This is a genomic window from Saccharibacillus sacchari (assembly GCF_037722395.1).
Classification (GTDB): domain Bacteria; phylum Bacillota; class Bacilli; order Paenibacillales; family Paenibacillaceae; genus Saccharibacillus; species Saccharibacillus sacchari_A.
In genome coordinates this window covers 12,742-25,310 of record NZ_JBBKAR010000016.1, presented here as the reverse complement: position 1 = coordinate 25,310, position 12,569 = coordinate 12,742, and the positions used below count along the sequence as shown (strand labels likewise).

Genomic DNA, 12,569 nt, shown 5'->3' with positions numbered 1-12,569 from the left:
GCCGGCCGCCTTCGCTTGAAACCCGAAGGACCCGGCCGGACTGCTGTTCGGGCGAACCTCTACATTCATTTTTTATATAAAAGGAGTCCTGTTATCATGTCATTTCCAACCGTTAGACATCGTCGTTTGCGTCGCAGCGCGGCGCTTCGCAGCATGGTACGCGAAACCGCGATCAGCGCAGACGACTTTATCATGCCGATCTTCGTCACTTACGGCGAAGGCGTGAAGACCGAAATCAGCTCGATGCCGGGCGTGTACAACTTTTCTCTCGATACGATGAAAGCGGAAGTGGACGAGATCGTCGAACTGGGCATCAAAGCGGTAATCCTGTTCGGCATTCCGGAAACGAAAGACAGCGTCGGTACAGGCGCTTACGCACAGGACGGGATCGTGCAGCAAGCAACTCGCCAAATCAAGGAATGGTATCCGGATTTGCTTGTTGTCGCGGATACTTGCCTATGCGAGTTCACCGATCACGGCCACTGCGGCATGGTGCATACCTTTGAACGCGACGGTCATATCCACGGCGACGTGTTGAACGACGAATCGCTGGAACTGCTCGTGCAGACCGCCGTTTCGCAAGCCGAAGCAGGAGCCGATATCATTGCGCCTTCGAACATGATGGACGGTTACGTGCAAGCGATCCGCGAAGGGCTGGACGCTGCGGGTTACGATCAAATCCCGATCATGGCGTATTCCGTTAAATACGCTTCGGCGTTCTACGGGCCGTTCCGCGAAGCTGCCGATTCGGCGCCGCAATTCGGTGATCGCAAAACGTACCAGATGGACCCGGCCAACGCGCTGGAAGCGATCCGCGAAGCGGAAAGCGACGTGCTGGAAGGCGCGGACATGCTGATGGTCAAACCGGCGATGGCGTACATGGACATCATCCGTACGATCAAGAACGAATTCGATCTCCCGCTTGTGGCCTACAACGTCAGCGGCGAATACGCGATGGTCAAAGCAGCGGCAGGCAACGGATGGATCAATGAAAAAGGCATCGTGATGGAATTGCTGACAGGTCTCAAACGTGCAGGAGCCGATATCATCATTACGTATCACTCCAAAGACGCCGCCCGCTGGATTCGCGAAGACCGCAATTAGGCCGCTTGCGATCCGGCATACCCATCGCAAGCGGCTCGTACGTTGACCGCGTGCCAGATGAGTCTTGCGTGCGAATCGAAACCTTCACCCTCTAGCAAGGATTCGCCGCGTCAAAGCTCCGATTCAATTCCGTCAGGGTAGCGGTTTCGGATTGTTGATCTTTTGCACACATTTTTATCGTTTGAATCCCGTTTTTTTGAAGATGCTGACGTAAAGTCAACATTTTGGCGATCTTTACGCTTTTTCGGCGGGAATTTGCTCGAAATGTTGACGAAACATCGGCATTCGGACAAAAAAGCAGGGTAGCGTACCGATTTTTTTGACTTTTTGCACACATTTTTCGAAGGAGTGATCCTATGAGCGAATCCGTAACCAAACGTATCGACGCCAAGTCGAGCGCGGCTTTCGAAGAAGCCAAACAATATATCCCCGGCGGTGTGAACAGCCCGGTTCGGGCCTTCAAGTCGGTCGGTTTGACGCCGGTTTATATCGAACGCGGCGAAGGGTCCCTCGTGTACGATATTGACGGCAACGTTTTTATCGACTACGTCGGCTCCTGGGGACCGCTGATCATGGGGCATGCCCATCCGGAAGTCGTTCGCGCCCTGCAAGAAACGGCGACCAAAGGCACGAGTTTCGGCGCTCCGACGTTGCTGGAGACCGAAATGGCGAAACTGGTCGTCGAGCGCGTGCCTTCCGTCGATATCGTACGCATGGTCAATTCCGGCACGGAAGCGACGCTGAGCGCGATTCGTTTGGCGCGCGGCGCAACCAAACGCGACAAAATCCTGAAGTTCGAAGGTTCTTACCACGGGCATAGCGACAGCTTGCTGATCAAGGCGGGATCGGGTGTGGCGACATTGGGACTGCCTGACAGCCCCGGCGTGCCGGAATCGGTAGCGTCCAATACGATTACCGTTCCTTACAACGATCTGGATTCGGTCAAGCTTGCTTTCGACAAATTCGGCGAGCAGATCGCTTGTATCATCGTGGAGCCGATCGCGGGCAATATGGGCGTCGTGCCTCCGCAAGCGGGATTCCTGGAAGGGCTGCGCGAAGTGACCGAGCGTCACGGAAGCCTCTTAATCTTCGACGAAGTGATGACGGGGTTCCGCGTACACATCGGTTCGGCGCAAAGCCGCTTCGGCGTCACGCCCGATCTAACCTGCTTCGGCAAGGTGATCGGCGGCGGACTTCCTGTCGGCGCTTACGGCGGTAAGCGCGAGATCATGGAGCAGATCGCGCCAAGCGGGCCGATTTACCAAGCGGGTACGTTGAGCGGCAATCCGCTGGCGATGGCTGCGGGTTACACGACATTGAAGCTGCTGACTCCGGCGGTTTATGACCGTTTGGAAGAAGCGGGTGCGCGATTGCAAGCCGGATTTGAAAAGAACGCGCAGGAAGTTGGCATTCCGGTCACGATCAACCGCGTAGGTTCGATGGTTTGCCCGTTCTTCACAGAAGGACCGGTCGTGGACTACGATACGGCAAAAGCCAGCGATTTGAACTTGTTCCGTCGCTATTTCGCGGCGATGATCGATCGCGGAATCAGCGTCGCGCCTTCGCAATTCGAAGGGATGTTCGTGTCGGGCGTGCATAGCGACGCCGATATCGATGCCACCATCGAAGCGCACCGCAGCGCGCTGTTGTCGCTCTGATGACGCGTTCCTGGACACGTCGGGGCGAGTGGATCGAAACGGATTTGCCCAAGAAAGCGGCCGGGCCAAAAGGCACGCCGGAAATTGGCGCGGTGAGTTCGCCCGTGCTCGGCTCGCCCGACGAAAGCATCGCCGACGATAAACTTGGCAGCGACGAGACAAAATCAACGGCGGAAAACGCAAATGCAGCGCCTTCCGCAGCTGCTTCTTTCCTGCCGAGCGCGGAAGCACTGGCCGCCGCAGCGATTGGCGTGCCGGTCAAGCTTGCCCGCCGCCTGCTGCATGCGGGAGAAGTGCAAATCCGGGGCAACCGCGCGCGGCTGCGGCTTCGCCCGGACGAACCGCTCGGCTTCGAGCCCGTCTGGACTGAAGACGGGCTCGAAGCCTTGTACGAGGACGACTTCTGCCTCGTCGTCCGCAAGCCTGCCGGGATGCCGGTTCATCCCGACGGAGGCGCTGCGCGCCCCACGCTGGCGAACCTCGTCGCCGCGCATTACCAAATGAACGGCGAAGCCTGCGCCGTCCACCATGTGCACCGCCTGGACGAATACACGTCCGGGCCCGTGCTTTACGCCAAAGGCGAGTTCGCCCGGCTGGCGCTGGACGCGCAGATGCGCGGCAAAAACATCGGCCGCGTCTATCTCGCGCTGGCCGAAGGCCAAGTCCCTCGCAACCTGCGCGTCATCGACGCGCCGATCGGTCGGGACCGCCACCACAACAGCCGCCGCCGGGTATCCCCCGGCGGCCAGGAAGCGCTCACCCGCGTCGAGCTGGTTCGGACGCTTCGCGCAGGCCGGGCCAGCCTGGTCCGCTTGACGCTTGAAACCGGCCGCACGCACCAGATCCGCGTGCATATGGCCCACGCCGGCTACCCGCTGATCGGCGATACGCTGTACGGCGGTTCCGCCGACTTGTTGCAGCGTCAAGCTTTGCATGGGGAAAGCCTTGGATTTGAGCATCCTTTTACAGGAGAAAACATCGAGGTGGCCGACCCTCTTCCGACAGATTTTCAATCGTTATTGGACCGCTTGAGATAACCGGGTAACTCTAGCACGGAATCATTGACGCGCGAAGCTATGCACGGTATGATAAAAGATATTCATGAAATTTTTCAAAATTACAGACAGTGAACGGGAAGAGTAGGCAGCAGACCCTTCAGAGAGCGGAATCCACAGGCTGGAAGATTCCGTGGGATAGATGTTGACCGAAGTCGCCCGGGAGTCGTTTTCCTGAACGTTAAGCTAGGGAAAGCCGGTTTACGGCCGTTATCCGTACGAGTGCCGCAGTCAGGATGCCGATTTTCTTTTGGAAAAGCAATCGGGTCCGAAAGAACAGCGATTTTCCTACGGAAAATGCCCGCTGCGGAACAAAGGTGGTACCGCGAAAGCAAGTCCTTTCGTCCTTTGCGACGAAAGGCTTTTTTTATTGCCTTTTTTCACCCACCAAACGAATGTAAACCCAAATAACGGGAGGGCTGTCCGATGTCGGATATTCAAAACAACGAAAATCAAACGTCTTTGCCAACGACTTACGATCCGAAGTCCGCGGAGCAGAAATGGTACAAATACTGGATGGAGAACGACTTCTTCAAAGCTGGCCGCGTGCCGGAAGCGAAGCCTTACAGTATCGTGATTCCGCCGCCGAACGTAACAGGCGTCCTGCATATCGGTCACGCACTGGATTTCACGCTTCAGGATATTCTGGTTCGCGCAAAGCGTATGCAAGGCTACGACGCGCTCTGGCTTCCGGGCTCCGACCACGCAGGGATCGCGACGCAGGCCAAAGTGGAACAGAAGCTGCGCGAGCAGGGACTGAGCCGCCACGATCTGGGACGCGAGAAATTCCTGGAACAGACTTGGGAATGGAAAGAAACGTACGCGGCCAACATCAAAGCCCAATGGGCCAAGATCGGATTGTCGCTCGATTACTCGCGTGAACGTTTTACCCTGGATGAAGGTCTGTCCGACGCGGTTAAGGAAGTCTTCGTTAAGTTGTATGACAAAGGGCTGATCTACCGCGGTAAGCGTATCATCAACTGGGACCCGGCTGCCCGTACGGCGCTGTCGGATATCGAAGTTGAATACAAAGAAACGCAAGGCCATCTGTACCATCTGCAATATCCGCTCAAGGACGGAAGCGGCTCGATTACGGTAGCCACGACACGTCCGGAGACGATGTTGGGCGACTCCGCCGTAGCCGTTCACCCGGAAGACGAACGCTATGCCGACATGATCGGAAAAACGCTTCTTCTGCCGATCATCGGCCGCGAAATTCCGGTTATCGCAGACGAATACGTAGAAAAAGACTTCGGCAGCGGCGCGGTCAAGATTACGCCTGCGCACGATCCGAACGACTTCGAAGTCGGTCTGCGCCACGATCTCCTACAGATCACGGTAATGGACGAAGGCGGCATCATGAACAGCGAAGCGGGGCCGTACGAAGGTCTGGATCGTGCGGATTGCCGCAAAAAAATCGTGGCCGACCTGCAAGAACAAGGCGTGCTGATCAAGATCGAAGACCACTTGCATCAGGTAGGCCACAGCGAGCGTACCGACGCCGTTGTCGAGCCGTATCTGTCCACGCAATGGTTTGTTAAAATGCAGCCGCTGGCCGAGCCGGTTGTCGCTGCGCAAAAGGAAGGCACAGGCGTAAACTTCGTACCTGACCGCTTCGAGCGCACCTACCTGCATTGGATGGAAAATGTTCGCGACTGGTGCATTTCCCGTCAGCTGTGGTGGGGACACCGCATTCCGGCTTGGTACTCCCAGGAAACGGGCGAGATGGTTGTTGCCAAAAACGAAGAAGAAGCCCGCGAAAAGCTGGGCCGCGATGATCTGGTTCAAGACAACGACGTTCTCGATACCTGGTTCAGCTCCGCGCTGTGGCCGTTCTCGACGATGGGTTGGCCGGACGAAAACAGCGAAGACTTCAAGCGTTACTATCCGGTCGACGTACTCGTAACCGGCTACGATATCATTCCGTTCTGGGTATCGCGCATGATCTTCCAGGGTTACGAATTCACAGGCAAAATGCCTTTCAAAGATACACTGATCCACGGCCTCGTTCGCGACAGCGAAGGACGCAAAATGTCCAAGTCGCTCGGCAACGGCGTCGATCCGCTGGAAGTGATCGAGAAATACGGCGCGGACGCGATGCGCTTCATGCTGTCGACGGGCATCACTCCGGGACAGGATCTGCGTTTCCGTTGGGAACGCGTCGAGCAGATCCGCAACTTCGCGAACAAGATCTGGAACGCGTCGCGCTTTGCTTTGATGAATCTCGAAGGCTTCACGTACGACCAGATCGATATCACGGGCGACCTGACGACGGCGGACCGCTGGATTCTGCACCGCTTGAACGAGACGTCCCGCGATATTACGCGTCTGATCGACTCGTACGAGTTCGGCGAAACCGGACGTCTGCTGTACAACTTCATCTGGGACGACCTGTGCGATTGGTACATCGAGTTCGCGAAGTTGTCGTTGTATGGAGAAGACGCAGCGGCAAAAGCCAAAACGCAATCCGTGCTCGCTTACGTGCTCGACCGCACCATGCGCATGATCCATCCGTTTATGCCGTTTATCTCCGAAGAAATTTGGCAGCATTTGCCGCATGAAGGCGAGACGGTCACATTGGCGGCTTGGCCGACATACGACGAAGCGTTGGAAAATGCGGAGTCCGCGCGCGAAATGGAACTGCTGATGGAAATCATCCGTTCGGTTCGCAACATCCGCGCCGAAGTGAACGTGCCGATGAGCAAAAAGATCGAACTGAACGTCAAAGCGACTTCGCCGGAAATGTTGAGCATCCTGACTGCCAACGAAGGCTATATCCGCCGCTTCTGCAACACATCCGAGTATGCGAGCGGATTGGATCTGCAAGCCCCGGACAAAGCCGTGACATCGGTGATTACGGGAGTCGAACTGTATCTGCCGTTGGCCGGGTTGATCGACATCGCGCAAGAAATCGCCCGTCTTGAAAAAGAAGTGAAGACATTGAATTCGGAAGTGGAGCGCGTAGACAAAAAGCTGTCCAATCCTGGTTTCACGTCGAAGGCTCCGGCACATGTGATCGAGGAGGAGCGCGCCAAACAGGCCGACTACTCCGAGAAGCGTGACAAGGTGTTGGCCCGTATTGCCGAGCTGAAAGGGTAAGGGGAGTCAGCGATGGACAACAATGATCGGGGCGTTTCGGCGCCCCTGACTTCTTATGCGGAAGCGGTGGAATGGATTAACGGACTGATTCCTTTTGGTATCCGTCCGGGGTTGGAACGCATTGAGGCGCTGATGGATCGTTTCGGACATCCGCATCGCCGTCTCAAGTTTGTTCACGTTGCGGGAACGAACGGCAAAGGATCAACCTGTGCTTTTCTGACCAGCGTGCTTATTCATAACGGCTATGACGTGGGGACGTTTACGTCTCCGTACATCACGAAATTCACGAACCGTTTTCAGTATAACGGACGGGATATTCCGGACGAGACGCTGCTTGCGCTTTCGAACCGGCTGCATCCTGTCGTCGAAGAGCTGGCAGAAACGGAACTCGGTTCGCCGACCATGTTCGAAGTGTCGACAGCGCTGGCGATTTTATACTATGCCGACGTTTGCTTCCCGGACGTCGTCATTTGGGAAACCGGACTCGGCGGACGGATGGACGTGACGAACATCGTCAATCCCATCCTTTCGATCATCACCAATGTGGGACACGACCATATGGATATCCTGGGCGATACGTTGGAGAAAATCGCGGCCGAGAAAGCGGGAATCATCAAGCCCGGCGTTCCGGTCGTGACCAGCGTGAGCCAACCGGAAGCGTTGCAGGTCATCCAGCATACGGCGAAGCTTCGCAGCAGCACTTGCTATACGGCGGGCGAGCAGTTCTTTTATGAAAAAACAGCAGTTGGCGAAGAAGGTCAAAGTCTGCATTTCAAAGGTCCGTTCCGGGAATTCGATCTTTCTCTTTCACTGCGCGGGGAATACCAATTGGAGAATGCCGCAGGAGCTTTTATGGCGCTTGAGGTGCTGCGTCAGTATATGGCGTTCCAACTGGAGGATGAGCAGACGACAGCAGGGTTCGAAGAGGCTTTTTGGGCAGGACGGATGGAGCTTGTACAAAAAAATCCGCGTATTCTGATGGACGGCGCGCACAATCCCGAAGGGGCTGCCGCATTGGCGCAAAGTTTGCAAAACGGCTGGACGTATAACAAACTCGTACTGATGATGGGCATGTTGTCCACTAAAAGCCATGAAGATTATTTGAAATCCATTTTGCCGTTGGTCGATGAACTGATCTTGACAGAACCGGATTTTCGTAAAAAAATGGAGGCTTCGGCGCTGGCTGATATTGCGGAGGGACTGCGGGCGGAATACGCCAAGCCGAACCTTCGCATCGTCGTGCAGCCTGATTGGCAAACGGCGCTGGCTGGGTTTAAAGCTTCAATCGGACCGGAGGACCTTGGAGTCGTTTCCGGTACGCTGTACTTAATTTCCGACGTGCGTGCGCAACTGCTGCACCAGGCCGATTCTGAGAAAGGTTGGTGAAACGTAGTATGAAAAAAACAGAACACATCCATTTCATCGGCATCGGCGGTTACGGCATGAGCGCGATCGCCCGGGTACTGCTGGAAATGGGCTACAAAATCACAGGTTCCGACGTGGCTGAACAAAGCCTCACCAAAAGATTGGTTGAAGGAGGCGCGGTGATCCACTACGGGCACAAAGCCGAATACGTAGAGGGGGCCGATACCGTCGTGTATTCGACGGCGTTGCCCGAAGATAACGTGGAGCGCGTCGAAGCGTTGCGTCTCGGCATTCCGACTATTCACCGCTCGCAAATGCTGGCGCGCCTGCTCAACGAACGTCAAGGCATCGCGGTAGCGGGAGCGCACGGCAAGACGACCACTTCGTCTATGACGGCACTGGCGATGGAAGAATGCGGAACCGATCCGACGTATATCATCGGCGGCGAGATCGTCGGTTTCGGCACCAATGCCAAAGCGGGCAAAAGCGATTTTGTCGTAGCGGAAGCCGATGAGAGCGACGGTACGTTTTTACAGTATCATCCTTATATCAGCATCGTGACCAATATCGAAGCCGACCATTTGGAAAACTACGACGGCAGCTTCGAAAAGATCAAGGAAGCGTATGTGCAGTTCCTGAATCAGACCCGCGAGGACGGTCTTGCGATCGTATGCGGCGACGACGAAAACCTGCGTGAATTGATGCCGAAACTGAGCTGCAAACTGGTAACTTACGGAATGGGCGAAGACGCGGATTACCGCATTTCGGATATCGAACTCGGAGACCGTCGTGCCTCGTTTACGGTAAGCACGGAAGGCCAAGAACTGGGACGCGTGAACCTGTTCGTTCCGGGGAAATATAACGTCTACAATGCAACGGCCGCACTGATTGCTTGTTTGAAAAGCGGCATTCCGTTCGAAGAAGCGGCGATCGGCCTGTCGAAGTTCCATGGCGCGAAGCGTCGCTTCCAGGTGTTGGCCGATGTCGCCGGCGTGCTCGTCGTAGATGATTACGCACACCATCCGACCGAGATCGAAGCCACGTTGCGTGCAGCGAAATCGACGGGTAAACGCATCGTTGCCGTTTTCCAGCCGCAGCGCTACACGCGGACTTTCTTCCTGCTGGACGCGTTCAGCCGGGCGTTCTCGGACGCCGATGAAGCGATCATCATTGATATTTATTCGCCGGCCGGGGAGCAGCCGATCGAAGGCGTTCATTCCTCGTCGCTGACAGAACTGATCAAGCAGAACAGTAATCCCAACGCGCAATATCTGGCGACCAAGGAAGAAGTGCTGGAAAATCTATCCAGACGTATTCAAGATGGCGATCTAGTCATTACGATGGGTGCGGGCGATATCTGGAAAGTCTCGCATAAGCTCGCGGAGGACTGGAAGAATCGCAATCTCTGATCTAGCGAAATCGGCAGCTTCGATCTTTGGTCGATTCTTCCGAACAGATACGCCGAGAAGAGTTGCCGCTTTAAATAGGGTTTACAAGTCGTTCCCCGCCGCAGCGCGAAGGAGCGGCTTTTTTTGTACAGGAGAACGGGCTTGAGACAGCGGTATCGTTCAATTATAATGATGAAGTGCTATTTTGAAGGAGGAACAATAGGGATGAATCAACTAGACAAGCCACTGATCCTCGCTTCGGGCTCTCCCAGAAGACGGGAGCTGCTGTCGCTTTTGAATTTGCCTTTTGAAGTCAAGGTGAGCGATGCGGATGAGAGTGTGCCGGAAAAGTGGTCGCCGGAACGCATCGTGCAAGAACTGGCATTGCGTAAGGCTCGGGCCGTTATTGCTGAAGGCGTTCCCGAGGACGCTGTTATCATCGGCAGCGATACCATTGTGGTATTGGAAGGTATTGTGCTGGGTAAGCCAACAGATGAGGCAGATGCCAAGCGAATGCTGAATGCCTTATCGGGACATACTCATCAGGTCTATACGGGATTAGCCTGCATTCAAGGGTCTGGTGAACATGAATTGTCTAACTTCAGTCAGGCCAGCGTGACGATGCGCAACATTACGGAATCGGAGATTGAAGCTTACGTTGCCGGAGGCGAACCGATGGATAAGGCAGGTTCTTATGCCGTACAGGGGCTGGGAGCGGTCTTCGTTGAGCGAATCGAGGGCGACTATCATACGATCGTCGGTCTGCCGATCGCCGCTTTGTACCGTATGCTCGGGCAGTTCGGCATTCATGCGCTGGCTTAGCTTAACGCCTTGGTCAACGTGGAAAATAGGCCGACTCGATTGCGGGCGAAGGCCGTGGTATAATAGCAAGGTTACATAGCTGTCGACCTACTACCTTGTCAATTCTTAATCAGAGGAGTACTGGGAGAACGGGCGACGGCGGCTGCACGATGCGGCGCGCAGGCTTCAGGTTGACAAGCCGCTTTTAGCTGGTATTGTTTAAAAGGGGCAAATCGGTGCTGCCGTTTTTGGGTTGAACAAGCGCATGTCCCGATCCTGCCATGATCGAATACACAAGTTGAACACGGAAGCGGCGTTCCATTTCGAAGGGACGACTGCAAAAATGGAATTGTTGAATATTATGCTTCGTGATCTTCCTCGTGAAGAACGACCTAGAGAACGCATGCTGCAATACGGAGGAGAGGCACTTAGCCATGCGGAACTGCTGGCGATCCTGCTCCGAACCGGAACGCGCAGCGAATCGGCGATTATGATCGCTCAACGTATACTGGCGCAGTCGGGAGGCCTTCGCGGCCTTGCAGAATCGGGAGTCGAAGAACTGGTAGAAATCAAGGGCGTGGGCCCGGCAAAGGCCGTTCAACTCAGGGCGGCAATCGAATTGGGGCGGCGTATGGTGGCCTCGCGTCTGAGTGAATCGGTCGTGATTCGCAGTCCGCGCGATGCGGCGGAACTGTTGACCGAACAGCTTAGATACCTTCAAAAAGAACATTTCGTTTGCCTTTTTTTAAATACAAAAAATGTTGTCATTGCGCAGGAAACGTTGTCGATTGGGAGTCTTAATGCTTCGATCGTCCATCCGCGTGAAGTTTTTCGCGCCGCGATCAAATATAGCAGCGCGTCTATCGTCTGTGCCCACAATCATCCAAGCGGCGATCCGGCTCCAAGTCCGGAAGATATTGCGATTACCAAGCGTTTGGTGGAATCCGGGCAAATTGTAGGAATCGACGTGCTTGACCATATTGTCGTAGGCGATGGTCGCTTTGTCAGCCTTAAAGAGCAGGGATTTATGTGAAAATTGAACTCGAATGAGAAAAGGAGTTAATTGAAAATGATGGGCAATAAAGATCTGGGTATCGATTTGGGAACAGCAAACACACTGGTATACGTACGAGGAAAAGGTATCGTAGTAAGAGAACCGTCCGTTGTCGCGCTTCGTACCGACACGAAAACGATCGAAGCCGTAGGTGAAGACGCGAAAAAAATGATCGGCCGTACGCCGGGGAACATCCGCGCTATTCGTCCAATGAAGGACGGCGTTATCGCAGACTTCGATACGACGGCAACGATGATCAAATATTTCATCAATCAGGCACAGAAAAAACGCTCGTTCTTCCAACGCCATCCGAACGTCATGGTGTGCGTGCCATCGGGAATCACTGCGGTTGAACAGCGTGCGGTCGAAGATGCAACCAAACAAGCCGGTGCACGCGAAGCGTACACGATTGAAGAACCTTTTGCAGCCGCAATCGGCGCAGACCTTCCGGTATGGGAACCAACAGGCAGCATGGTTGTGGATATCGGCGGCGGTACAACCGAAGTCGCAGTCATCTCGCTTGGCGGGATCGTTACGGCACGTTCGGTGCGTGTAGCAGGCGACGAGATGGACGAGTCCATCATTCAATATGTAAAACGCCAATATAACCTCATGATCGGCGAGCGTACGTCCGAGATGCTGAAGATGGAGATCGGATCGGCGATCCAACTGGAAACGCCGGAAACGATCGAAATTCGCGGCCGCGACCTGGTAAGCGGCTTGCCTAAGACGATCTCGATCACTTCGCATGAAATTACAGAAGCTTTGGCCGATACGGTAAGCTCCATCGTTGAAGCCGTGAAAGTCACGCTGGAAAAATGCCCGCCGGAACTGGCAGCCGACATCATGGACCGTGGCATTGTACTGACAGGCGGCGGCGCGTTGCTGCGTAACCTGGACAAGCTACTTGCAGGTGAAACGGGAATGCCTGTGATCGTAGCCGAAAACCCATTGGACTGCGTCGCAATCGGCACAGGACGCGCGCTCGACAATATCCACCTGTTCAAGTCCCGTTCGAAACGCGGCTAAACGAAGGGTGTCCGTA

General features: G+C 55.1%; 9 protein-coding genes and 1 other annotated feature. All 9 genes read left to right on the top strand.

From position 1 onward, the window contains the following. Positions 1–96: 96 nt before the first annotated feature. The 9 genes from hemB to WKI47_RS04330 all read left to right on the top strand — a co-directional run bounded on the left by hemB (position 97) and on the right by WKI47_RS04330 (position 12,553). Positions 97–1,104 carry a porphobilinogen synthase gene (gene hemB, locus WKI47_RS04370; RefSeq protein WP_340225946.1) on the top strand — a complete coding sequence of 336 codons (1,008 nt, stop codon included), beginning with the start codon at positions 97–99 and terminating at the stop codon, positions 1,102–1,104. 356 nt (positions 1,105–1,460) lie between these two features. Next, positions 1,461–2,762 carry a glutamate-1-semialdehyde 2,1-aminomutase gene (gene hemL, locus WKI47_RS04365; RefSeq protein WP_340225945.1) on the top strand — a complete coding sequence of 434 codons (1,302 nt, stop codon included), beginning with the start codon at positions 1,461–1,463 and terminating at the stop codon, positions 2,760–2,762. Further along, positions 2,762–3,799 carry an RluA family pseudouridine synthase gene (locus WKI47_RS04360; RefSeq protein WP_340225944.1) on the top strand — a complete coding sequence of 346 codons (1,038 nt, stop codon included), beginning with the start codon at positions 2,762–2,764 and terminating at the stop codon, positions 3,797–3,799. Before hemL ends, WKI47_RS04360 begins: the two co-directional genes overlap by 1 nt. Positions 3,800–3,879: 80 nt before the next feature. After that, positions 3,880–4,169, top strand: a binding site (T-box leader). Positions 4,170–4,243: 74 nt separating this feature from the next. Then, a complete protein-coding gene (locus WKI47_RS04355) occupies positions 4,244–6,916 on the top strand; it encodes a valine--tRNA ligase (RefSeq protein WP_340225943.1) in 2,673 nt (890 codons plus the stop codon). Between the two features lie 12 nt (positions 6,917–6,928). Then, positions 6,929–8,302, top strand: a complete 1,374-nt coding sequence (locus WKI47_RS04350; RefSeq protein ID WP_340225942.1) for a folylpolyglutamate synthase/dihydrofolate synthase family protein — start codon at positions 6,929–6,931, stop codon at positions 8,300–8,302. Between the two features lie 8 nt (positions 8,303–8,310). Continuing rightward, positions 8,311–9,690, top strand: a complete 1,380-nt coding sequence (gene murC, locus WKI47_RS04345) for a UDP-N-acetylmuramate--L-alanine ligase (RefSeq protein WP_340225941.1) — start codon at positions 8,311–8,313, stop codon at positions 9,688–9,690. A 204-nt stretch (positions 9,691–9,894) separates the two neighbouring features. After that, positions 9,895–10,491 carry a Maf family protein gene (locus WKI47_RS04340; RefSeq protein ID WP_340225940.1) on the top strand — a complete coding sequence of 199 codons (597 nt, stop codon included), beginning with the start codon at positions 9,895–9,897 and terminating at the stop codon, positions 10,489–10,491. A 322-nt stretch (positions 10,492–10,813) separates the two neighbouring features. Next, entirely contained in the window at positions 10,814–11,503 is a 690-nt protein-coding gene (gene radC / locus WKI47_RS04335) for a RadC family protein (RefSeq protein ID WP_340225939.1), read from the top strand. Positions 11,504–11,539: 36 nt separating this feature from the next. Next, positions 11,540–12,553 (top strand): rod shape-determining protein, encoded by a 1,014-nt coding sequence (locus WKI47_RS04330; RefSeq protein WP_172244980.1) that lies wholly within the window; start codon positions 11,540–11,542, stop codon positions 12,551–12,553. Positions 12,554–12,569: the final 16 nt, after the last annotated feature.